Raw genomic sequence first — 24,759 nt, 5'->3', positions numbered from 1 at the left:
GATTTTAAACTTGGACACTTTTTGTGGACAGTTTATAAATATGAATAAACATCTCAACATTGTTGGGGTGTTTTTCAATTTAAATTTGATTGTAATCTTTCGTTGTTATATCAATCTATATAAGATTTAATTGATTCTTTTAGTTCTACAAAAGTCATTCTTTTAATTTCAAGATTATATAAATGTTCACTTTTAATTATTGAAAATAAATATTCGATTTCTCTATTATCTAATGAATTACCGATTCGGCTCATAGAAATTAAACCGTTATTTTGTTTGATTATATCAATGTAATCCTTTGAAGAATATTGAAAGCCATGATCAGAATGAATAATCCATTTTTTGTCATATTTAATATTTTTTACATATTCTAAAACTAATTCAATATCATTTCGAGTTGATAAGTTTCAATTTAATATTTTCTTTGTTTTGTGGTCTATGCAAGCTGAAAAATAAACAAAATTATTGTCAACATCTTTCGGAGCAGATATGTAAGAAACATCGGTTGCAATAATTATTTCGTTATTTTTAGCATTGTAATCTCTTTTTACTAAATCAACATATTTAACATTTGTATTTTTGATTTCTTTTGATTTTCTTTTTCTACGAATTAAACATTTTAAACATAATTTATTCATAATTCTTCCTAATGTTCTGGAATTTATAAACATTTTATGTTTATTGTAAATATAAATAGATAATCTTTCTCTTCCAAAAATTGCTTTTGTTTCATTAAAAGCTTTTAAAACAAGGTTTTCTATCTCGTTTAATTCTTGGGTTTTAGGTTTAATTCTTTTAGACACTATTTTTCTATATAAAAGACTTTTTGATATATTTAAAACTTTTGCAAAAAGTCTTTTAGAAATAGATGAATTTTTCAATAAATAAATTTTCTTAAGTTTTGTATTTGCCGATGTATCCTTAACTATATCTCTTAAATATTCGATAATTTCTATTAATTGTTCTTTAGATAGCTTATCGTATTCTTCTTTCGAAATTTCAACTTTCTTTTTAGGTCTTCCGACTCCTTTTATACCTTTTTAGAAGTTTTACCAGTCTTTGATATTAAATTAGTCATGCCCTTATTATACTGTCTATATTTATGCTTTATCCAATTTCTAATGTACTTGTTGTCTCAATTTTTAGAAAACTTATTAAATAATAAAATTCTTAGTTCTGATTTGCTTATTTTGCAATTTATGAAATCTTCATAAAGAATCAAAATTTCTAATCATTCTTCTTGTTTTAATTGTTTCATAATTACTCCTTAATATATAAAAAGTGAACACATATATGTGTCCACTAATTTTGTCCTAGTTTAATTTTCTGGCTTTTTATTTAAAAATGTAATATTTTATTTTTAATAGCAAGATAAAATTTAAATAGATATTATGAAAAGAGCAGAAGACGTAATTACTTTTAAGGAATTTAAACAACGTTTTAACGACAATGTTTTACCAGAGATACAAAAAAATATAAAAAATAATTTGCAAAATAAAGAGTGAGAATTATGTAAAAAATATCAATTTAAATTTTGAATGTTGATATTAGGCAGCTTATTATTCTTTTTAAGTATGATAATCTTATCTATTTTGTTTATTAATTTTAAACTATGGAAAAATTCTTCTTATTTAAAATATTTTCTTTTAAGTTTAACAATACTATTTTTAATAGGAGGAATTACTACATCGGTTTTAGCGAATAAATTTAATAACTTAAAAAAATCAAAAATATACAATTTAAGCGATAATATTAAAAAAATTTTAGAAGATATACATATTTTTGAACCGACTATTAAGTGTTTAAATAAAAAATGAGATTTTTTAGGAAAATGACATACTCCAACAAATACTAATATTAGTTTTGATTTTAACAATTTCCGTTTCTATGACAACGCTTATTTATTTTATAAACCAAAAGAAATTGCAGAATCTCCTATTTTAAACTATCGATCATCTTTGGAAACAATGATAGTAGATGATAAATATCCAATTTATTTTTCTAACGTAACTTATGAATACGAACCGCTTATTAAAAGTATAGTTAGTGATTCTTTATCTTCTAAGGGAAATAAAATTTGACACGCTACTTTAATGCAAATTGACATAAGTAATTTACAGAAAAACAAACGAACTGATTTTAATTTGTTTAAAACAATTTCACAATTTGCATATAAGCCAATCTCATTAGAAAATAAAGAATTTAATAAAGTTTTTAATGTTGTTTCTAACGATGAATTAAAAATGAATATGATTTTTACACCATTGGTTCAAGAAAATCTTTTGACCTTGTATAACGAAAATCTTAAATTAAATAATTTAAATGAAAAAAATATTTATTTTACTGCCGTAGATGATGTAATTACAATTTCTTTTATTTCTTCTTTAAATTTTTTAAAAATAAAATTACCTAAGAAAATAAAAAGTCCCGAAAATTTAATTAATAAAACAATAGACAACATTTTAAAAGATGCATATTTACTTTATTTTGTAATATCTTTATTTTATGTCCCTGTTTATTTATATTAGTTAATGAAAACAGCCCCGCTTAATAACGGAGCTGTTTTAAATTTTTTTGAGTTATATTTATTTTAAATTTGTAAAGCTATTTCTGCCTTCGTATTTAGCTTTGTTGCCTAATTCGTCTTCGATTTTTAATAAACGGTTGTATTTTGCAATTCTATCTGTTCTTGACATTGAACCAGTTTTAATTTCACCGGTATTAAATGCTACTGCTAAATCTGCAATAAAAGTATCTTCTGTTTCACCTGAACGGTGCGAAATAACTGGAACAAAATTTGCTGCTTGAGAAAGTTTAATGGCTTCAATAGTTTCTTTTAAAGAACCAATTTGGTTAATTTTAATTAATGAAGCATTAATAGCGTGCTTTTCTATTGCCATTTTAATATATTTAGGGTTCGTGACAATTAAATCATCACCAACTAATTGAACTTTTTTACCGTATTTTTGGTTCATTAATTCAAAACCTTTTCAATCATTTTCATCGTGTGAATCTTCAATTGAAATAATTGGGAATTTATTAATTAAATGACCGTAATAATCAACAAATTCTTCAGTTGTAAATTCATATTTCATATTTTGATATTGTTCAAAACCTTCTCTTTTTTCATCTAAGGCTTTTTTGAATTTTTTAAACACGTATAAGTTTTTATCTGCGTCATATAATTCTGAACTAGCAGCGTCTAAACAAATAGCTACTGCTTTTTCTCCTGAAGTAGCAGGATTAAATCCGGCTTCTTTAATAGCTTCAACTAAAAATTCTAAGGCTTCTTCGTGAGTTCTTAAATTAGGAGCAAATCCTCCTTCGTCACCAACTTGGGTTCCGTGTCCGGCTTTTTTAAGTAATTTAGCTAATGTATGGAAAACGTGATTTGCAATTTGCATCGCCTCTTTAAAAGTTTTGGCTCCTAATGGCATAATCATAAATTCTTGAAAATCAATCGTATTTGAAGCGTGTTCGCCGCCGTTAATAACGTTTAACATAGGTACTGGCATTTTATAAGCAACTCTTTGATCTAAGCTAGCTAGATATGCATATAACGGCAAGTCTTTTTCTTTAGCTGCCGCTTTTGCAATTGCTAACGAAACAGCTAAAATAGCATTAGCTCCTAGTTTTGATTTAGTTGAAGTTCCATCTAAATCAATCATTAGTTGATCTAATTCGAATTGATTAAATACTTCCTTGCTTTCTAGATTTTTAGCAATAATTTCATTTACATTATCACAAGCAGTTTGGACGCCCTTACCACCGTATCAATTATTTTCATATTTAGTTCCTTTATCTCTTAATTCTAAGGCTTCTTTGGAACCGGTTGAAGCGCCCGAAGGAACTAAAGCTTCAGCGTAAGATTTTTCAGTATTTAATTCAACTTTAACAGTTGGATTTCCTCTACTGTCTAAGACTTCATAGGCATAAATTTTAGTAATTTTTGACATTTTGTCTCCTTAAACAAAAATGATTAAAATCATTACATTAATAATTATAATCTTTTGTAAATTCACAAAAAGCAAAAGCAAGCCAAAATAAATTGGCAAATTAATAAAAAGAGTGCCATTTTTTATTTTTAAAGTAAAATTTTAATATGTCAAATTTAGAAAATAACGAAAAAGAATTCGATTTAAAAATTAGTGAAATTGAAAAATTAAGATATAGCGACCCATTAAAAGCTATTTATGTTATTGATGAGGCTAAAAAACAATTTGCAGCTAAAAACGAACAACAAGATTTAGATACTTTAAGAGAATTGGTACTAATTGAAATTAAGAAAAAAAATCTAAAAACTCAAACCAGCTTAGATACTTTATCTTTGATTAATTCATTAAAAAACAAAAAAATGGATTATGCCTTTATGTTAATTTATAACGAGTTAAAAGCAAGGGAAGATTTAGCTAAATATGCTTCTGAATTTCAATATTTCTTTAATGAAGAAGGTTTTGACGCTTCGGGCTTTCAAACATTAATTTACGATCTACTTAGCGAAGCTAACATTGATTGAGAATATAAAATTCAAGGCAAAACCATTAATCCATCTAAATTAGGTTCATTTTTAAAAAATCAAGACATTTTAAAAATGCAAAATGAAATTATTAATAGCTTTTATGACGATGTTGCTAAAAATAAAATTGCTAGACAAGTTTTTGCAGCTTATTTATTTCAAAATTGAATCGACATTTTATTAAATAAAACTAATGAAGATTACGAAAATATTATAAATGTTGTTAAAGTGCTTTATGGCGAACAAAAACCAGAAGGTTTAAGCGAAAAAGCCCAAAAGTTATATGAAGTTTTTAAATAACTTTAATATAATTTAATACGATATATTTTAAAGGAGAAATTATGTCAAAAGTAATAGATAAAGAAAACTCATTATTAAAAGTTTCTTACACCTTAGAAGGTGAAGAATGACAAAAAGCGATTGAAAAAGCTCAACAATCTGAAATGAAAAACGTACAAGTTAAAGGTTTTAGAAAAGGACATGTACCAGCTAAAGAAGCTATTAAACATGTTGACATGGTTAAAGTATTTGACAAAGCTATCAATGCTTCAGTAGACGCTGTTTTTGAAAAACATATTAAAGATCAAGTTAAAGATGAAGAAGTTATTAGCAAAGGAAGCCTAGAAGTTTTAGACGTAAGTCCTAAATCAGTTACTCTTGAATTTTCATGAGCTATCTTCCCAGAAGTTACATTGCCAGATTATAAAAAATTAGGCTTAAAATTAGGTAGTTTTGAAGTTACAGCACAAGATTTAGAAGCAAGTCAAGAATCAGTATTAAAAGATTATGCTGTAATGATGGAATCAGAACTTCCAGTTAAAAAAGGTGACCAAGTTACCTTTGATTTTGCCGGATTTGTTGATGGTGAAGCATTTGAGGGTGGAGATGCTGAAAACTTTGATTTAAAAGTTGGTTCAGGTCAATTTATTCCTGGTTTTGAAGACCAAATGGTTGGCATGAATAAAGAAGAAGAAAAAGAAATTAAAGTTACTTTCCCAAGCGATTATCACGCTAAACATTTAGCTGGCAAAGATGCTACTTTTAAAATTAAAATTCATTCAATTAAATCAGCTTCAACCCCTGAATTAAACGAACAATTTGTAAAAGAAATGCATTTACCTTTAATTAACACAGTGGAAGAATACAAACAATACCTAGAAGTTATAGCTTTAAAATCAAAATTAGTTGAAGTAGAAAACAAATTTATTGAAGAAGCTTTAAACAAAATTATTGAAGGTACCAAAGTTAATGTTCCTGCAACCTTGATAAAAGAAGAAAGCGACAAATACTACCAAAATTTTTTAAATACCTTAAAACAACAACAAATTTCAGAAAAAGAATACTTAGAATTTTCTAAGAGTTCAAAAGAAGACATTTTAAAAATTTACGAACAAAATGCTATTCAAAATCTAAAAAGAATTTTTGTCTTAGGTCAAATTGCCAAAGAAAATAACTTTAAATTGACCGAAGCTCAATACGAAGAAGAAGTAAATAAAATCGCTGATATGTATAGCTTAACTAATGAAGCTGTTAAAAACTTTGTAAGATTTGAAACTGTTGAGCAAAAATACATTAACGAACAAATTCACAATTCATTAATGGAATGAAACGATAAAGCTGATTACGAAAAATTTGCTGCTAAAAAAGCAGAAGTTAAAGCTTACGAAGATAAACAACAAGCAGAAATTATTGCTGAAGCTAAAAGAAAAAGAGAAGCAGCCGAAAAATTAAGAGAAGCAGAAGCTGCTAAAACAGCTGAAGAAACTAAATAATTTACAATAATCTTATTAAAACGATTTCTAAAATGAAGTCGTTTTTAATTTTTCGCCTAACGCTTTTTAAGTCTAAGTTAATAATTTAATATAAAATTATTAACATGAAGTTATTTAATTTTAAATCTGCAGAAATGAGATTAGCTGAGGCTACTTTAAAAAAGATTAATAATTTAGAATCATCTGTTGTTAATTTAACAGATCAAGAGCTTAAAAATAAAACTAATGAATTTAGAGAACGTTTAAAAATGGGAGAAAGCCTTGAAGATATTCGAGCAGAGGTTTTTGCTGTATCACGAGAAGCGACCAAAAGAGTATTGGGCAAAAGACCTTATGATGTGCAAATGATCGGTGGTTTAATTCTTGATATGGGATCTGTCGCTGAAATGAAAACTGGGGAAGGTAAAACTATTACTTCTATTGCTCCGGTTTATTTAAATTCATTAGATGGCAATAGCGTTATCGTTTCAACTGTTAACGAATATCTAGCTCAACGTGATGCCGAAGAAATGGGGCAAGTATTTCACTTTTTAGGTTTATCTGTTGGTATTAATAAAGCTCAAATGTCAACTGATATGAAACGTCAAGCTTATGCCTGTGATGTCGTTTATTCAGTTCACTCAGAATTAGGTTTTGATTATTTAAGAGATAACATGGTTATGGCCAAAGAAGAAAAGGTACAAAGGGGATTAAATTACATCCTGCTAGATGAGGTTGACTCAATATTAATCGATGAAGCCAAAACCCCTTTAATTATTTCTGGTGGCGATAGCGACCAAAGTAATTTATATTCAACCGCAGATTTATTTGTGAGAACTTTAAGCCAAGATGATTACTTTATTGACGAAGAAACTAAATCAGTTTATTTAACAGATAAAGGAATTGAAAAGGCCAATAAATATTTTAATTTTGATAATTTATACGATATTCAAAATTCAGAATTAGTGCATAGAATTCAAAATGCATTAAGAGCTCATAAAGTTATGAAACTTAATGTTGAATACATTGTTAGAAATAATAAAATCGAATTAGTCGATTCTTTTACTGGTCGGATTATGGAAGGTCGGGCATATTCAGAAGGTCTTCAACAAGCAATTCAAGCTAAAGAAAGAGTTGAAATTGAATCTGAAACTAAAACCCTAGCAACCATTACTTATCAAAACTTTTTCCGTTTATTTAAAAAACTAAGCGGGATGACTGGTACTGCAAAAACCGAAGAAAAAGAATTTATTGAAATCTATAACATGAGAGTCAATGTCGTTCCAACTAACAAACCTGTTATTAGAAAAGATGATAAAGACGAAATTTATGTTGATATGCATTCGAAATGAAAAGCAGTCGCCAGAGAAGTAAGACGTATTCATCGTAAGGGACAACCAATTTTAATTGGAACAGCTCAAGTTGAAGACTCTGAAGTTTTACATGAATATTTATTACAAGAAGGAATTCCCCATACGGTTTTAAACGCTAAACAAGATGCTTCTGAAGCTGATATTATTTCGCAAGCTGGACAAGTTGGAGCGGTTACAATTGCTACAAACATGGCAGGACGGGGAACTGATATTAAGCCTTCACCTGAAGCAATTAAATTAGGTGGACTTTATGTTTTAGGAACTGAAAAAGCCGAATCAAGAAGAATTGATAACCAATTAAAAGGTCGTTCTGGACGTCAAGGAGATGTGGGTTATACTAAGTTTTATTTATCATTAGACGACCAACTTATTTTACGTTTTGCTTTACAAGATAAATGAAAAGAAATGTTTAAATCATACGGACAAAATCCAATTGCTGGTGAAGCAATAAGAAAAGCTTTTTTAGCTGCCCAAAAGAAAATTGAAGGGTTTAACTTTGATAACCGTAAAAGTGTTTTAAACTTTGATGACGTTATTAGACAACAAAGAGATCTAATATATGAGCAAAGAGATTTAATTTTAGCAAGAGACGACATGGGTAGCATTATTAGTAAAATGCTACAAGTAGCTGCTGATCAAGTGGTAAATAATCCATATTTTATTAAGAAAAATAATACCCTTGATATTTATGGTTTTTGTGATTACATTAACAGCAATTTTATGGGTGTAACTTCTCGATTATTTAAAGTAGAAGAGATTAAAAAGCTAGATAAAGAAGATTTAATAGCTCATATCATTGAAGTTTGAAAACACGAATACGATAAAATGCGTGGTAATATGATTGAAAAATATGGGTTAAGTGGTTTAACTAATATTGAAAGAAATATTATTCTAAAAGTGTTTGACAGAGCTTGACAAGATCATATTAATATTATGGATAAATTAAGAAGAAGTTCTAATTTAGTTCAATATTCACAAAAAAATCCATACCAAGTTTATACCAAACTAGGATCTAAAAAATTTAAGGAATTAACTAATAGGATTGCCCTAGAAGCAACTGTTAATTTAATGAATAATTGAGAAGGTTTACCTTCATCAAACTCTCAGATTAATTTAGATTGAATTGATAATAGCAATGGCAACCAAGTTGAAGGCGTTTTATTAGATAAATTAAACAGCTTTATTAATTCATTATTATCTAAAGAAAGAAATAGATTATTAAGTCAAAATTTAGAAGTTGAAGAAGTAGATAAAATTATTGAAGAACAAAGAGCCCAATTAACTAAGGATTTAAAATTCCAATTTAAAGAAGCTTTAAAAACTGACAAAGTAGTTGAAGAAGAACCAAAACTGGAGTAAAAAAGTAGCTTATCAAAAAGCTACTTTTTAATTATTTTTTAACTTTAACTGCTGGATTTTTAGGCTCTTTTTTCTTAATAATAATGTGATTATTTTTCTTTTGTACTTTTATGTTTTTATTAGTTTTTTTATTATCATTTCTAACTTTATTTTTTCTATCTTTTAAACTAGCTTTTTCAACGTCTGCAAATTCGTGAAGTTCTAAGTTATCTTCAATCTTAGCATTTGTGTGTTTAGTAAATAAAATAGTTGGAATAATAACAACATTACGACGTTTATGTTTATAAAAGAACGGAGCTAAACGATCAATCATTAATTGTTTTAGCTGTGGCACTGATCAATCAGGGTTATTTTTAATTGTATATAAGATAGCCCCATGGACTAATCTTTTAGCTTCTTCAATTAAATGTAAAGAATTTTTAACAAAGAAAGCTCCCCGTGAAACTATTCTTGGTTTACCTAAAATTAAATTCTTTTCTTTGTTAATTGCAACAATAACGTGCATAAAACCATTTTGACCTAGTTCCATTCTTTCTTTCATAATTTCACTATTAGTTTTTGAAAGAATGCTTCCGTCAATAAAAACCGGTCCAAAATATACTTTTTCATCAGATAATCTAATTTTGTGATCTTCTAAATAATAAACATCACCTAATTTAGCAATAACAACATTATCAGGATTAACACCACTTTCAACTGCGGTATAACCGTGAACTACACTCATCCGATATTCACCGTGATAAGGCATAAAATATTTAGGTTTTGTTAAAGCAAAAATCTTTCTATGTTCATCTTTATAAGCATGACCAGAAGTATGTAAATAACCATCTACTCCGTTTTCTCTAATTATTGCTCCTAATTTATAAAGTCTGTTAACTAAAAGTTCGATTTTAGATCTATTACCAGGAATAGGACTAGAAGAAAAGATGATAGTATCTTTTGGTTTAATAGTCACATGAGGGTGTTTGCCGTAAGACATTTTAGCCAAACCGGCTAGTTCTTCTCCTTGAGATCCTGTTGTTAAAATAAGTAGTTCATTGTCATCATATTTATTAATATTTTTCTTATCAATAAATACTTCATCTGGTGCTTCAATATAACCTAAACGACGCCCAATATCAATGTTGTCGACCATTGATCTTCCAAAAGCAACAACTTTTTTATTTAATTGAGCTGCTAATTCAATAATTGCTTTAATTCTAGTTAAATTAGAAGCAAAAGCAGTAACTATAACTTTTTTTTCTGCTTCTTCCATGTATTTTCTTATATCTTTTAAAATATCTGTTTCAGAAGGAGAATGGTTAGGACGCATTGCATTTGTTGAATCAGAAAATAAAACATCTAATCCTTCTTCACCAATTTTTTCTAATTTAGAAAAATCAGTCATATTTCCGATTGGTGTATAGTCAAATCTAAAATCACCCGTCATCATTAATGAACCGTTAGGAGTTTTAATTCTAACTCCAAAGGCATCAGGAATTGAATGTTGAGCTGTTCAAAAATCAACTTGACAATCGCCAAAAGTATGAACAGCATCTTTTTCGGTTTCGATAAATTCAATTTTACGGTGAATTTTTAAATCATCAAACTTCAATTTTAAATATTGAATAGCAATTCTTGGTGCATAAATTCTTTTAATATCAACTTGTTGTACTAAATAAGGCACTCCACCAATGTGATCTTCATGACCGTGTGTAATAAATAAGCCTTCGATTTTATGTTGATTTTCTTGTAAATGAGTAAAATCAGGAATAGATCCATTAACTCCGGTTACGTATGTATCACAGAATTTAATTCCGGTGTCGATGATAAAAATATGTTGATCATATTCGATTACAAGTGTACTTTTTCCAATTTCTTGCATTCCGCCTAGACCAAAAATTTTAGTTGGTTTCATATACCCTCCACATTTAATTAATTATTAATAGTAATTGCATGTATTAAAACAATTAAAAGTATATAGAAAAATAGGGTAAATTTAGTTATTTTTAAATAATTTAAAAATGCAGTTTTTGTAAATTAATGCTTAAAATAGGCTGAAAATCCACTTTTTTAGTATAAAAAAATATATTTTGGTAAAATTTTCTTCATGACAAGAACAGAATTAGAACAAAAAAGACACGTTGTCAAAAACGCATATGTAGATGCTAAAAAAGCAGTTCTACGTGGCAACATGATTATGTTGGCTATTGGTCTTCTAATTGGTACTTCTTTCGGTGCTCTAGTTTCTTCATTAGCAAATGACATTATTATGTCAGCTATTACCAGAGCAATGGGAGAAAATGTATCATTTAACACCTGAGTTGTTTGACCTGGTGCATTAGATGCTAACGGAGTTCCACAATCAGGTATCTTTATCGGTAAATTTTTAGGAGCTTTATTACAATTTGTAATCGTAGCCGGCTTTATTTTCTTTGGTTTATTAATTGCTTACACAATTAAAAACTCAATCGACTACAGAAAAGCTAAAAAACAACCAATCGAAGAACCAAAACCAGAAGTAGTATTGCCAACTAACGAAGAACTAATGTTAGCTGAATTACGTAAATTAAACGAATTATTATCAGCTAAAAAAGCTGCACCTGCGCGTAAGACTACAAGCAAAACTGCAAGTAAAAAATAAAAATTATTTGAAATTAAAACATAGCTTTAGCTATGTTATTTTTTTATTCTTTAAGCTTATTTTTAATTATTTAATAATTAAAACAAACCTATTTTTAAAAATAGAATATAATTTTTATGTGTTTTAATAAAACACAGTAATAATTGTCTAACAAAAATAATATATTCAGAAATTATCAAAATATAAGGAGAAATGAATATGCCAATGAATTTAAAAGGTCGTAGTTTAGATACAGCTCTAAACTTAACCACAGACGAAGTAAATTACATTTTAGATTTATCAATGGATCTAAAAAGATCAAAACAACAAGGTCTACACACAAACAACCGTCCATTAGTTGGAAAAAACATTGTTATCATGTTCCAAAAAGACTCAACTAGGACACGTTGTTCATTCGAAGTAGCTGCTGCTGACTTAGGTGCAAGTTGTACATACATCGGACCATCAGGATCAAACTTTGGTAAAAAAGAATCAGTTGAAGATACAGCTATGGTTCTAGGACAAATCTACGATGGTATCGAATTCCGTGGATTTAAACAATCAGACGTTGACGCTTTAGTTAAATACTCAGGTGTTCCAGTTTGAAACGGTTTAACCGATGCAGAACACCCAACCCAAATGTTCGCCGACTACATGACAATGAAAGAATTCAAAGGTGACTTAAGAGGTAAAAAACTTGTTTTTGCTGGAGATATCAAAAACAACGTTGCTCGTTCATTAATGATCGGTGCTGCTTTCTTTGGAGTTCACATTGTTCTATGTGGACCTAAAGCACAATGAGACATTGTTAAAAATGGACCAGAACACAAACCAGTTTACGACGCAGTTCAAAAATTATTTGAACGTAATGGTGGATCAGTATCATTCTCAGACAACAAATTAGAAGCTGCTAAAGATGCAGATGCTATTTACACCGACGTTTGAGTATCATTAGGAGAAGACTTCTCACTATTTGAACCACGTATTCAAGAATTAGGTGCATTCCAAGTTGACATGGCTATGATGAAAGCTGCTAAAGAAGATGTTATCTTCCTACACTGCTTACCAGCATTCCACGATGACCAAACTATTTTCTCAGCTGAAATTAAACAACAATTTGGTGCTAAATACCCAGTTGTAGCTACCGGTGCTATGGAAGTTACTGACGAAGTATTCAAATCAAAATACAACAAATCAATTCAACAAGCTGGAAACCGTATGCACACAATTAAAGCTATTATTTTAGCTACATTAGGATACTAATTATGAGTAGAATTGTTATTGCCTTAGGTGGAAACGCTTTAGGAAACAACCCTGAAGAACAAAAAGAATTAGTTAAAATCCCAGCTAAAAAAATTGCTGAATTAGTTAAAGCAGGACACGAAGTTATCGTTGGTCACGGTAACGGACCACAAGTTGGTATGATTTTTAATGGTTTTGCTTCAGCTCACGAAGTAAATGAAAAATCACCATTAGTTCCATTACCAGAAGCTGGTGCAATGAGCCAAGGATACATTGGTTACCACATGACAACAGCTATTACCAACGCTTTTACAGCTGAAGGTTTAACTAACAACGAAGTTTTATACATTTTAACTCAAACATTAGTTGACCCTAAAGACCCTGCTTTTGAAAAACCAACTAAACCAATTGGACCATTTTATCAAACAAGAGAAGCAGCAGAAGCTGCAAACCCAAACAGCACAATCGTTGAAGATGCTGGACGTGGTTACAGAAAAGTTGTTGCTTCACCAAAACCTTTAAATTTTGTAAGTATTGAACAAATCGAAAAAGCTATTAACTCAGGAGCAACTGTTATCGTTGGAGGTGGTGGAGGAATTCCTACCGTTAAAGACGAAAATGGTTTCATTAATGGAGTTGATGGTGTTATCGACAAAGACTTTGCATTAGCAAAAATGGCTGCACTTACAAAAGCAGATTACTTTATCGTTTTAACAGCAGTTGACTATGTAAAAGTTAACTACGGAAAACCAAATCAACAAGATTTAAAACACGTAACAAAAGCCGAATTAGAACAATACATTGCTGAAAATCAATTCGCACCAGGAAGTATGCTTCCTAAGGTACAAGCAGCTATTAAATTCGTTGAAGAAGGCGGTAAAGCAGCATTTATCGGTGACTTAAGCGACTTAGAAGACATTATTGCTGAAAAAATCGGTACTAAAGTTACATTACAATAAGAATTTCTATATAAATAATGGCTAACAGTTTTGTTAGTCATTTTTATTATTAAAAAATCACAGCTTATTATTTTTGCTGTGATTTATTTAACTTGTTTATCTAATTCGTAAAGTAAGATAGCTGTTGCTGCTGAAACATTTAACGATTGCACTGAACCTTCATTTTGTTCGATATAAACAACTTCATCGGCGTGTTTAATAATTGTATTAGAAACACCACTTCCTTCGTTACCAACAACTATACATGTTGGGTCAGCAAATTTAATATTTTGCATTTTTTTAGCTGATTGATTTAATGCCGAAGCGTAAATTCAAAAACCTTGTTTTTTTAACTCTGCTATGCAATCAAATAATGAAGCAACCTTAATAATCTTAACGTTGTTAAATCCTCCTGAGGAAGTCTTTAAAACAACTGGTGTTACATCAACAGCTCGATTTTTAGGAATAATAATATGTTTAATGCCAAAAACGTTAGCTGATCTAATAATTGCTCCAAAGTTTTGTGGGTCTTGTACATGATCTAGCATTAAAACTTTGTTGGCTTTATCTTTAAAAATAGATCCTAAATCATAATATTTATATTCTTCAATTTCAGCAATATAACCTTGATGATTACCATTATTAGTCATTTTATTCATCTGAGTTAAATCTAAAAAAGTTATATTGTTAAACTTTAAATTTTTGTTAGTTAAACCCTTTTGTAAATAAATTTTACTAATTGGATATTTATTTTCTAAAGCTTCTAAAACTGAGTTACGACCATAAATGATTTTTTTCATTAAATTATTCTTCTTTCTTTTAGATATTCTCTGATTTTATCTGCTTCTTCAAAGTTTTTTTCTCCTACAAGTTTTTTTCATTTTAAATAAAGTTGTTTATCTTTTTCAGTTATTTCAGAATTAACAAGATTAAAACCTAAAATGTATAAAACTTTAAAAAATGAACCTAAATCTGCTTGATTTTTAAATAGTTTAATTAATTTGGCATAACCCTGAGTAAAATCTAACCTAGCAATATCTTCAATAATTGCTTTTACTTGTTCTTCATCCACTTCATAATGGATGTTTTCTAAAACAATTTTATTTTTAGCTAATCTAAATTTGTTAACTTGATTTTGATTAGTTTCTAATAATTCATCAGTTATATTAATTGGTTTTGAATAATTAGTAGTTAGAATTAAAATTTTATATGTATCTGGTGAATATGTTTCTAAAAAATCATGTGGATAAATAATATTTCCTAGTGATTTAGACATTTTTTGATTTTTATAATTTAAAGTTCCAAAGTGAATTCAATCTTTGGCAATTGGTTGACCATAGATTGAAAAATGTTGAATGTTTTCATTTTCGTGATGAGGGAAAATTAAATCAATTCCTCCGCCATGAGCGTCTAGTTGTTCTCCGTTAAAATATTTAGCAATAAAACAGCTACATTCCGTATGTCATCCAGGACGTCCCAAACCAAAAGGACTTTCAAATTTAATTCCGTTAGTTGTTGATTTTCAAAGGGTAAAATCAGTTTTATGTTTTTTACCTAAAACACCATCGTCTTCGCTATTTAATTCATCAATTTTTTGGTTGCTAATCGATCCATAAACATCTTTATGTTTTTGGATATCAAAAAAGACGTTGCCTCCAACTTGATAGGCTGAACCCTTATTAATCATTTCTTGAATGTATTGGTACATATCGTTTAAAGAATCGGTTACTCTTATAACTTTGTTAGGTAAAACTAAATTGAATTTAGTAAATAAATCTAAATAATATTTTTCATAAAATTCACTAATTTCTTTTTCTGTTTTATTTTCTTCAAAAGCTTTGTTAATAATTTTGTCATCGATGTCAGTAATATTATGTAAATAAAAAACTTCTTCTCCTAAATATCTTTGAGCTCTTATCATTAAATCAAAAGTAACGGTCGGTCTTAAATTACCAATATGAGGGTAATTATAGACAGTTGGACCACATAAATAATATCTTTTCATAGCAATTATTATATACATAATAAGTTAAATAAATGCTGCAAATATAATATAATTGAAACTATGAGTACAACAAAAGATATTATTATTGCTTCAATTAATGAAGCATTACAAAAATTAAACATTAATAAACCAGTAATTTTAACCGAATCAAAAAGCTATGGTGATTATTCAACCAATATTGCATTAACCTTACAAAAAGATTTAGGTAAAAAAGCAATAGAAATAGCTCATGAAATTGTTAAAAATATTGATTTAAACAAATATAAAGAAATTAGTGAAATTCAAGTCGCTGAACCTGGTTTTATTAATTTTTGAGTATCTGATTCTGTTTTAGCCGATACTGTAAATAACATCAACAAATTAGGTGAACACTATGGTGATATCACCGGAACCAAAGGAGCTTGCAACGTTGAGTTTGTGTCAGCTAACCCTACAGGATATTTACACATCGGTCATGCAAGGAATGCTGCTATCGGAGCAACCTTGTCTAATATTTTAGAAAAAGCAGGACATCGTGTTGTGCGTGAATATTTGGTTAACGATTACGGAAATCAAATGAATAATTTAGCTGCTTCAGTTTATAGCCGTTATCAACAAATTTTTAATAAAGATTTTCCAATGCCAGAACAATGTTATCGTGGTGGAGATATTATTGAATTCGCTGATGCTTTTTATCAAAAATATGGCGATAAATACAAAGGCGTAGAATACACCGATGAAATTCGTCAATTTTTCAGAGATTTTGGACGTAATTACGCTTTAGAAAACATTGAAAAAGATTTAAAAAGATTTGGTGTTTGATTTGACCTTTATACCTCTGAAACCGAACAATATAAAAAAGATTTAGTTTGACCTTCAATTAGAAGATTAAAAACCACTTACGAAAAAGATGGAGCTACTTGATTAGCTACAACTAGCGGTGGTAAAGACGACAAAGACCGTGTTATTATTAAATCAAACGGTGATTCAACTTATTTATGTGCTGATATCGCTTATCATGAATGAAAATTTAATCAATTAAACGATAAAGAAAACGGAGTTATTATTGACGTTTGAGGAGCAGATCACTCAGGTTATGTTGAACGGGTAAAATTCTCATTTGAAGATTTAGGATATCGTCGTGATCAATTAGAAATCTTATTATTTCAATTATTAAGAGTTGTTAAAGATGGCAAAGAAGTTAAAATGTCTAAACGTTTAGGAACTTCTTTAACATTAAGAGAGCTTTTAGATTTAGTAGGAAAAGATGCATTAAGATTTTTCTTAATTGAAAGATCATATAATTCAAAAATCGATTTTGATATTAATAAAGTTACAAAATCAGATGAATCAAACCCAATGTTTATTATTAAATATGCTCACGCTCGTTGTGTGCAATTACTAGACAAAGCTGGTATAGAAAATCCACAAGCAAGCACTATTCAAAACGAATATGCCCAAAAACTTGTCAATGAATTAAAAGAATACCCAGATTTAATTGCAACTATGGCAAAAACTTATAAAGTTAACTTATTACCACCATATCTATTAAAACTTGCTGGTGCATTTAATTCATTCTATTCAAATTGCAAAGTTATGGGTGATCCAAACGAAGAAAGCTATTTAGCTTTAGTTAAAGCAACTAAAACTGTTTTGGCTAACGGATTAAGATTAATGGATTTAGATATTCCTGACAAAATGTAATTTATTTATTTAGAAACACGGTTTATCCCGTGTTTTTCTAATCTTTTTTAGCTTAATTTATTTTTTAAAAAATTAATAAGAAATATATTTTTTTCTTATATAATAATTAAGCTAAAAGCGAGTGTAGTTTAATGGTAGAACATCAGCCTTCCAAGCTGAATACGTGGGTTCGATTCCCATCACTTGCACCATTGCGGATGTAGTTCAATGGTAGAACAGCAGGTTGCCAATCTGCATACGAGGGTCCGATTCCCTTCATCCGCACCATATGTAAGTTATTAGCTAATTACTAATTACTTAGAACAATTAATAAGAGCTTTTAAGCTCTTTTTATTTACAAAGGAGTAAAACAATATGGCAAAACTATTAGGTTTATATAGTTCACCAATGGGTTTAAAAAATTCAATTTCTGACGGACTATTAAACAAATTTTTAGAAGAATATAAATTAGAATTTCCTAATGACGAAATCGAAATTTTAGATTTAAATTTATTAGATATGGCTAACGAACCAATGAACTCAGAAAATTTCATGTCTTTTTGAAGTGAAGAAAAATCTAATCAATACATCGAAAAATTAAAACAAGCAGATAAACTTTTAATTTCTGCACCAATGATTAATTTTGCAATTCCTGCAACTTTAAAAAACTTTATTGATCGTATTTGCGTACCAGGAAAAACCTTTTCTTATAAATACAACGGTAAAGGAACATCAGTAGGTTTATTAGATAATTTAACTGTTCAAGTCTTAACAACCCAAGGTGCACCAGAAGGTTGATACCAATGAGCAAGTCATACTAATTATTTAGTAAACATATGAAAATTTTTAGGGGCTAGTGTTTTAGACCCAATCGTTTTAGCAGGTACTAAAGTAGAACTTTTAAACAAATTAACACCAGAAGAAGTTGTTAATACTAAATTAGAAGAAATTAAAAAACAAGTTAAATTATTTAAATAATTTTTCCAACACTATGTGTTGGTTTTTCTTTAATTTGTCTTATTTTTAAAAAATAAAATTTTGATAAAACTATATTTTTAATATATGTCTTATTGTTCTTTAAATATTTTTTAATAAAAAATATAAAATTTAAATTATTAATTAGGAGGCTTTTGTGGCTAAAAAAGTTATTTTAGGAATGAGTGGCGGCGTTGACTCTAGTGTTTGTGCTATTTTACTTCAACAACAAGGTTATGAAGTTGAAGGACTTTTTATGCGTAACTGAGATTCTTTTGCTAACAATGATTTTTTAGGCAATGAAGATATTAATCAAGACGTTTGCCCACAAGAGCAAGATTATTTAGACGCTAAAGCAGTAGCTAATCAATTAGGCATTAAATTACACCGTGCTGATTTTGTTGCTGAATATTGAAATAATGTTTTTTCTTACTTAATTGAAGAATATAAAAACGGAAGAACACCTAATCCTGATATTTTTTGTAACAAATATATTAAATTTAAATCTTTTGCCGATTATGCTTTTAACAAACTTAATGCTGATTATATTGCGATGGGGCATTATGCTGGATCTCATAACGGCGAATTATATCGGGGAATAGATACTAACAAAGATCAATCATATTTCCTGGCTCAGGTGTCTAATAAACAACTAGAAAAAGCGATTTTTCCACTTGAAAAATTAGAAAAACCAGAAATACGGGCGATAGCAGCTAAATATAACTTAGCAACAGCCACTAAAAAAGATTCAACCGGTATTTGTTTTATTGGTGAAAGAAGATTTACTAAATTTCTTGAAAATTATATTCCTGCTCAACCTGGTAATATTGTTGATATTGCTACTAGTGAAGTGGTTGGTAAACACATTGGCGCGATGTATTATACAATTGGCCAAAGAAAAGGTTTAAATTTAGGTGGATATGCCAAACCTTATTTCGTTGTCGGGCACAATTTAAATAAAAAAGAAATCTATGTTGCTAATGAAGATCATAAAGAATATTTATTATCAGACCAATTAGAAGCTATTGATTTTAATCAAATAGCCAAAGAATTTAACAAAGATAATTTAACGGCAAAATTTAGATATCGTCAACAAGATATTCCTTGCCAAATTGAATTTAAAGACGATAAATTAATTGTTTATTACCCAGAAACCGAAGCTGTTACGCCAGGACAACAGGTTGTCATTTATGATGGTATGAAAGTTGTCGGTGGAGCTATTATTGATAAAATTTATTACAAAAACGAATTAAAAACTTACTTATAGGAGATTTATATATGTTAAGCTCAAAACAAATAAGACAAATGTGACTTGACTTTTTTGCTTCAAAAGGTCATTTAGTTGTTCCTTCAAAATCATTGATTCCTCAAAATGACCCTTCATTACTTTGGATTAACTCAGGAGTTGCAACTTTAAAAGATTATTTTAGTGGTAAAAAAGTACCACCTGCAAAAAGATTAACTAACTCACAAAAATCAATTCGTACTAACGACATTGAAAATGTAGGAGTTACTGCAAGACATCATACTTTTTTTGAAATGTTAGGAAACTTTTCAATTGGGGATTATTTCAAAAAAGAAGCTATCGCTTTTGGCTATGAATTTATTTTTGATGTTTTAAAACTAGAAAAAGAAAAAATTTATATTACTTATTTTGAAGAAGACACTGATACATATAATTACTGAATCGAAAATGGTGTCGAAGCTTCGCATTTAATTAAAGGAACAAGAGACACTAACTTTTGAGATGTTGGTCAAGGACCTTGTGGACCAGATACCGAAATTTTTTACGACCGTGGAGAAAAGTACGACAAAAGAGGTATTGAACTTTTAAAAGAAGATATCGAAAATGATCGTTATATAGAAATTTGAAATATTGTTTTTTCTCAATTTAACAATGATGGTGAAAATAATTACACCGATTTAGCAACAAAAAATATTGATACCGGAGCTGGACTCGAAAGAATTGTTTCAATTATGCAAGATGCTCCAACTAACTTTGATACCGACTTATTTTTACCAATTATTAAAGAAGTAGAAAAACTAACTGATTATCATTACGATATTAACAACTATTTCACCAAAGATAAAGATCAAACTAAGATTAATACTTATTTCAAAGTTATTGCAGACCATATTAGAGCTTCTGTGAATGCTATTAATGATGGCGTTAGTCCTTCAAACGTAGGTCGTGGCTATATTATTAGAAGATTAATTAGAAGAGCTTATCGGTCAGGTTTATCTTTAGGTATTAATGAAAAATCATTTTTATACAAATTAGTACCAATTGTTAAAGATTCATTAATTTATGACATTGACGTTGAAAAAGTGTCTGAAATTATTAAAAACGAAGAAGAGTTATTTGCTAAAACCATTAAAGATGGTGAAAAACTTTTAGAACAAGAATTAGAAAAAAACGGCACTGTCGATGTTAAAGTTGCTTTTAAAATGTTTGATACTTATGGTTTCCCAATTGAATTAACATCAGAAATTCTAAAAGAAAAAGGCATTGAACTTAATATGCAAGAATTTGCTGAGTTTTTAAAAGCCCACCAAGAAAAATCTCGTGCTAACGTTGAAGTTGGTATGCAAAAAGTTATTAATTCTTTATCTTTAATTCCAGATAAAGTATCAACATTTACTGGTTATGAAACAACTAGAGGAAAAGCAAATATTTTATATTTATTAAACGAAGAAAAAGAAATTGAAAAAACTAATGATAAAGAAACTATTAGTTATTTAATTTTAGATAAAACTCCATTTTATGCAACTTCTGGTGGTCAAAACCACGATTTTGGATATATGCTACAAGATGGTAATAAAATTGAAGTTCTAGATGTTTTTAAAGATAAATATTGAAATCCAGTTCACGTTGTTAAAGGTATTATTGATAAAAACAAACCAGTTGAATGTTTTGTCGACGAAGAAGCTAGAATTGGCTTTGCAAGAAACCACTCTTCAACTCACATCATGTTTCATGCTTTAAGAAAAACATATCCTCACGAAGTAATCGAACAATTAGGTTCTAATATAAATCCAGATCACTTTACATTTGACTTTGGTTTAGATCATCGTCCAACCAAAGAAGAAATTAGATTAATCGAAAAAACTATGCGTGATTACATCGCTATGAACGCAAACCGTAATTACATTATTACTTCAGTTAAAAAAGCTCAAGAACTAGGGGCTTATATGACAATTGAGGAATCAGAATATCATGATGCCAATGAAGTTCGTGTAGTTGAATTTGAAAACATTACTAAGGATTTATGTGGAGGAACTCACGTCGATAATTCTTCTATAATTGAAGATTTTAAAATTGTCGGTGTTGATTCAAAAGGTACCGGGATTTATCGTCTAAGAGTTGTTACCTCATTTAAATATGTCGAACAATATTTATTAGAAGAAATTAAAGAAAAACAAGAATTATTAAAAACCTTAATTAAAAATAATCAACAATTTAAACCAGATTACGATTATAGATTTGAATTAAATATCCCAGAACGAACTTTTGCTAAAGAAGGTTTATTAGATCAATATGATATTGATGAAAATAATATTAGAGAAGATTATAAAAAATTTCTAAAAGAAAAACAAAACGAAACTGTTGATATTTCAGAATATAAATCAGAACTAATTAACGAAATTTCTACTTTTGTTATTAGCAATAATGATGGTAATTTATTAAGAAAAGCTGTTATTAGTTTAAGAGAAGCTAACCCAGAAGCCCTTGTTATCGGTTTAAGTGAAACAAAAACTAATTCATTTTATTTAATGGTAAGTAGCAAAAAATATGAGTCTAATAAATACTTTAAAAATTTAACTAATAAATTTAATGGCAAAGGCGGCGGAAACAATTTAGTTTGTCAAGGTAGTATAAATGGTGAAAAACCTTTATCACAATTAATAAGTGATATTAAAGAAGAATTAAAAAATGCGTAAACTTGCTTTGGATTTAGGTTCTAAATCTTGTGGTTTTGCGATTAGTGATATTAACGGAATTATTGCAACCGGTTTAGAAAACTTCATGTTTGAAGAATGACATTTTATTAAAGCTATAAGAAAAACCAAAGAATATATTGAACAATATAATAATGAAATTGACACAATAGTTTTAGGTTATCCTTTGCGAATGGATTTATCCAAATCACCAAGAACTATAATGGTGGAAAAGTTTGCACAAAGATTAAAAGAACATATTAATTTACCAATTGTTTTTCAAGACGAAAGACAATCAACAAAATTTGCAGAAGATATATTAGCTCAGGCTGGTTTTAATAAAACTAGACGCAAAACTAAAAAAGATTCTCTAGCAGCACAAATTATTCTCGAAGATTATTTAAGGAGACAACATGGAAAAGAAAATATATAAAGTTTTTAGTCCTGAAAATGAAATAACTTTAAACGATGGCGAAAAAGTCTATGTTTTATTCGACCTTTACGAAAATGGTGAAAGATTTATGGTTTTAGTTAACGATGAAGCTTTTATTTTTGTTAAAGAAGAAAACGGAAGATTAATTGAAATGACCGATGAAGGAGAAATTGATATTTTAATTGATCTTGTTGAACAATTTGCCGAAGAGAATTTTGTTTTAGATCGCGATAATAAAAGTAACTTAATGGATCGGTTAATGGGAAATGAACAAGATTAATAATTTTGTTGCTAATTTAAATATTAGAACCGGAACTAGTAAATTAAGTGATGAGACAAGAAAAGGTTTATGAATTAGCTTAGCGGTTGTTTTAACTTTCGCAATTATTATGCTAATTGTTACTTTTGTTTTAAAAAATAAATATAGTAAAAAAATAGTTAGCAAAGATGAACAAATTGAACTTTCTAAATTAAGAGAAAAAAACCCTAACTATGGTGTAGTTTTAGACGGCATTAAAAAATATTATAAAAAAACTGTTAATGACCACATGATCGCTTATTTGGTTAATACTATATATTTAAATAATTATGAATCTATTTTAGTAAGCGATAATAATGATTATGTTGGCATTTCACTTGCTAATTTAGCTAATCGTAAAACTATAATAGACAGTCAAACCTTATTTAGAAATAATAAGGAAGAAATTTTAAAAGAATTTCCTGATTTAGATTTTAAAAATGTTTTTTATCAACCGGCAAATCAAACTTCTGATTTAATTGTTTCTTTAAATGAGGATTTATCAATAAAAAATCAAATCGATAAATTTTTACCTTTATTAAGTGATAACGGAATATTAATTATTTCTTTTGATCATATTAAAAGTTTTAAGCAAGATAAAAATTATTTATTTGAAAAAAACGTTCGTTATGAAACTGCTAAATTTGGTTTTAAGAATATAATACTAATTGCAAAAAATAACTTAAATGATAAAATAGAGTATAATCAGGAATAAAAATAGGAGTATATATGCAAAAAGAAGAAAAAATTTACTTAACCCAAGAGAGTTATGAACAATATCAAGAAAAATTAACATATTTACAAGAAGTAGCAAGACCACAAGTTATCGAAGAAATTAAAGAAGCTAGAAATCAAGGGGACTTGTCTGAAAATGCTGAATACGATGCCGCCCGTGATAAACAAGCTGCCATCGAAAATGAAATTTTAGAAATTCAACATATTTTAGAAAACGCTGAAGTTATTCAAAAAAGTGCAACTAATGCTGTAAAAATCGGATCTATTGTTAAATTATTAAATTTAGCTAAAAATCAAGAAATGGAAGTTACCATCGTTGGTTCACTTGATGCCGATCCTTTTAATAATAAGGTTTCAAACGCTTCTCCATTAGCTAAAGCGATTATGGGTCAAAAACTTGATGCTATTTGCGAAGTGGATGCTCCTACAAAATATAAAGTAAAAATTATTAGTATTAATTAATATTGTGTATAATAATAAACGTCCTTAAACGGCGTTTTTTATTTAAACTTTTTAGAAAAAATAAATATTTTAAAAAATCTAAAATTTTTCAAATAAAAAATTAAAAGTATGTATAATACTAAAAGTGCCCTGATGGGACACTAAAAATAGTTCTTTGAAAACTGGATACGAATACCATAACGTCAATTTTAATAATTACAATATAACAAAACCAATCAACTTTATTTAAGAGTTTGATCCTGGCTCAGGATGAACGCTGGCTGTGTGCCTAATACATGCATGTCGAGCGGGGTTCCCTCGGGAACCTAGCGGCGAATGGGTGAGTAACACGTGCTTAATCTGCCTCTTAGATTGGAATACCAAATGGAAACATTTGCTAATGCCGGATACGCATGGAACCGCATGGTTCCGTTGTGAAAGGAGCCTTTAAAGCTCCGCTAAGAGATGAGGGTGCGGAACATTAGTTAGT

At 28.8% G+C, this 24,759-nt stretch carries 19 protein-coding genes, 2 tRNA genes, 1 rRNA gene and 1 pseudogene; 18 read left to right on the top strand and 5 right to left on the bottom strand.

Features of this window, described 5'->3' with window-relative positions; all coding sequences use genetic code 4:
- Nucleotides 1-32 precede the first annotated feature (32 nt).
- Nucleotides 33-1,258: pseudogene (locus FJO69_RS01270) on the bottom strand (IS3 family transposase).
- Between the two features lie 133 nt (nucleotides 1,259-1,391).
- Between FJO69_RS01270 and FJO69_RS06870 the strand changes: the two are divergent.
- Nucleotides 1,392-2,528 (top strand): DUF3137 domain-containing protein, encoded by a 1,137-nt coding sequence (locus FJO69_RS06870; RefSeq protein ID WP_140781197.1) that lies wholly within the window; start codon nucleotides 1,392-1,394, stop codon nucleotides 2,526-2,528.
- Nucleotides 2,529-2,585: 57 nt separating this feature from the next.
- On the opposite strand, the gene eno is transcribed toward FJO69_RS06870, so the two are convergent.
- Complete coding sequence (eno, locus tag FJO69_RS01260; protein WP_140781196.1) at nucleotides 2,586-3,956, bottom strand: phosphopyruvate hydratase; 1,371 nt, start codon at nucleotides 3,954-3,956, stop codon at nucleotides 2,586-2,588.
- 146 nt (nucleotides 3,957-4,102) lie between these two features.
- Between eno and FJO69_RS06865 the strand changes: the two genes are divergently transcribed.
- The 3 genes from FJO69_RS06865 (at nucleotide 4,103) to secA (ending at nucleotide 8,999) form a co-directional block, all read left to right on the top strand.
- Entirely contained in the window at nucleotides 4,103-4,816 is a 714-nt protein-coding gene (locus FJO69_RS06865; protein WP_140781195.1) for a hypothetical protein, read from the top strand.
- A 41-nt stretch (nucleotides 4,817-4,857) separates the two neighbouring features.
- A complete protein-coding gene (tig, locus tag FJO69_RS06860) occupies nucleotides 4,858-6,288 on the top strand; it encodes a trigger factor (RefSeq protein ID WP_140781194.1) in 1,431 nt (476 codons plus the stop codon).
- A gap of 104 nt (nucleotides 6,289-6,392) precedes the next feature.
- Nucleotides 6,393-8,999 carry a preprotein translocase subunit SecA gene (gene secA, locus FJO69_RS06855; protein WP_140781193.1) on the top strand — a complete coding sequence of 869 codons (2,607 nt, stop codon included), beginning with the start codon at nucleotides 6,393-6,395 and terminating at the stop codon, nucleotides 8,997-8,999.
- A 31-nt stretch (nucleotides 9,000-9,030) separates the two neighbouring features.
- Here secA and FJO69_RS06850 read toward each other — a convergent pair whose 3' ends face one another.
- Nucleotides 9,031-10,896, bottom strand: coding sequence for a ribonuclease J (locus tag FJO69_RS06850; RefSeq protein WP_140781192.1), 1,866 nt, complete (start codon nucleotides 10,894-10,896; stop codon nucleotides 9,031-9,033).
- Between the two features lie 192 nt (nucleotides 10,897-11,088).
- On the opposite strand from FJO69_RS06850, the gene FJO69_RS06845 reads away from it, so the two are divergent.
- The 3 genes from FJO69_RS06845 (at nucleotide 11,089) to arcC (ending at nucleotide 13,802) form a co-directional block, all read left to right on the top strand.
- Nucleotides 11,089-11,622, top strand: a complete 534-nt coding sequence (locus FJO69_RS06845; protein WP_140781191.1) for a large conductance mechanosensitive channel protein MscL — start codon at nucleotides 11,089-11,091, stop codon at nucleotides 11,620-11,622.
- A 198-nt stretch (nucleotides 11,623-11,820) separates the two neighbouring features.
- Nucleotides 11,821-12,864 carry an ornithine carbamoyltransferase gene (gene argF / locus FJO69_RS06840; RefSeq protein ID WP_140781190.1) on the top strand — a complete coding sequence of 348 codons (1,044 nt, stop codon included), beginning with the start codon at nucleotides 11,821-11,823 and terminating at the stop codon, nucleotides 12,862-12,864.
- A 2-nt stretch (nucleotides 12,865-12,866) separates the two neighbouring features.
- On the top strand, nucleotides 12,867-13,802 hold the full coding sequence (arcC, locus tag FJO69_RS01225) for a carbamate kinase (RefSeq protein WP_140781189.1): 936 nt from the start codon (nucleotides 12,867-12,869) through the stop codon (nucleotides 13,800-13,802).
- Nucleotides 13,803-13,885: 83 nt separating this feature from the next.
- Here arcC and rlmB read toward each other — a convergent pair whose 3' ends face one another.
- Together rlmB and cysS are read right to left on the bottom strand one after the other, a co-directional pair.
- On the bottom strand, nucleotides 13,886-14,581 hold the full coding sequence (gene rlmB / locus FJO69_RS01220; RefSeq protein WP_140781188.1) for a 23S rRNA (guanosine(2251)-2'-O)-methyltransferase RlmB: 696 nt from the start codon (nucleotides 14,579-14,581) through the stop codon (nucleotides 13,886-13,888).
- Nucleotides 14,581-15,786 carry a cysteine--tRNA ligase gene (gene cysS / locus FJO69_RS01215; protein ID WP_140781187.1) on the bottom strand — a complete coding sequence of 402 codons (1,206 nt, stop codon included), beginning with the start codon at nucleotides 15,784-15,786 and terminating at the stop codon, nucleotides 14,581-14,583. Before cysS ends, rlmB begins: the two co-directional genes overlap by 1 nt.
- Nucleotides 15,787-15,846: 60 nt before the next feature.
- On the opposite strand from cysS, the gene argS reads away from it, so the two are divergent.
- From argS to FJO69_RS01160, 11 genes are all read left to right on the top strand, one after another.
- Nucleotides 15,847-17,469 (top strand): arginine--tRNA ligase, encoded by a 1,623-nt coding sequence (gene argS / locus FJO69_RS06835; RefSeq protein WP_140781186.1) that lies wholly within the window; start codon nucleotides 15,847-15,849, stop codon nucleotides 17,467-17,469.
- Nucleotides 17,470-17,586: 117 nt separating this feature from the next.
- A tRNA-Gly gene (locus FJO69_RS01205) sits at nucleotides 17,587-17,660 on the top strand.
- A 2-nt stretch (nucleotides 17,661-17,662) separates the two neighbouring features.
- Nucleotides 17,663-17,736 (top strand) — tRNA-Gly (locus FJO69_RS01200).
- 87 nt (nucleotides 17,737-17,823) lie between these two features.
- On the top strand, nucleotides 17,824-18,426 hold the full coding sequence (locus FJO69_RS06830) for an FMN-dependent NADH-azoreductase (RefSeq protein WP_140781185.1): 603 nt from the start codon (nucleotides 17,824-17,826) through the stop codon (nucleotides 18,424-18,426).
- A 154-nt stretch (nucleotides 18,427-18,580) separates the two neighbouring features.
- The gene (gene mnmA, locus FJO69_RS01190) at nucleotides 18,581-19,690 is read left to right on the top strand and encodes a tRNA 2-thiouridine(34) synthase MnmA (protein WP_140781184.1); all 1,110 of its coding nucleotides are present in this window, start codon (nucleotides 18,581-18,583) and stop codon (nucleotides 19,688-19,690) included.
- Nucleotides 19,691-19,701: 11 nt separating this feature from the next.
- A complete protein-coding gene (gene alaS, locus FJO69_RS06825; RefSeq protein WP_140781183.1) occupies nucleotides 19,702-22,365 on the top strand; it encodes an alanine--tRNA ligase in 2,664 nt (887 codons plus the stop codon).
- Nucleotides 22,358-22,795, top strand: coding sequence for a Holliday junction resolvase RuvX (ruvX, locus tag FJO69_RS06820; protein WP_140781182.1), 438 nt, complete (start codon nucleotides 22,358-22,360; stop codon nucleotides 22,793-22,795). The genes alaS and ruvX overlap by 8 nt, the downstream gene beginning before the upstream one ends.
- Nucleotides 22,776-23,075, top strand: coding sequence for a hypothetical protein (locus FJO69_RS01175; protein WP_140781181.1), 300 nt, complete (start codon nucleotides 22,776-22,778; stop codon nucleotides 23,073-23,075). The genes ruvX and FJO69_RS01175 overlap by 20 nt, the downstream gene beginning before the upstream one ends.
- A complete protein-coding gene (locus FJO69_RS01170) occupies nucleotides 23,062-23,808 on the top strand; it encodes a BC85_0335 family putative methyltransferase (protein ID WP_140781180.1) in 747 nt (248 codons plus the stop codon). Before FJO69_RS01175 ends, FJO69_RS01170 begins: the two co-directional genes overlap by 14 nt.
- Nucleotides 23,809-23,822: 14 nt before the next feature.
- Complete coding sequence (gene greA / locus FJO69_RS01165) at nucleotides 23,823-24,290, top strand: transcription elongation factor GreA (RefSeq protein ID WP_140781179.1); 468 nt, start codon at nucleotides 23,823-23,825, stop codon at nucleotides 24,288-24,290.
- A 221-nt stretch (nucleotides 24,291-24,511) separates the two neighbouring features.
- Nucleotides 24,512-24,759: ribosomal RNA gene (locus FJO69_RS01160) — 16S ribosomal RNA — on the top strand; the annotation flags it as partial.

This window comes from [Mycoplasma] falconis (assembly GCF_006385795.1).
Classification (GTDB): domain Bacteria; phylum Bacillota_I; class Bacilli_A; order Mycoplasmatales; family Metamycoplasmataceae; genus Metamycoplasma; species Metamycoplasma falconis.
The sequence above is the reverse complement of the archived record's forward strand: the minus strand, read 5'-3'. Positions and strand labels throughout refer to the sequence as shown.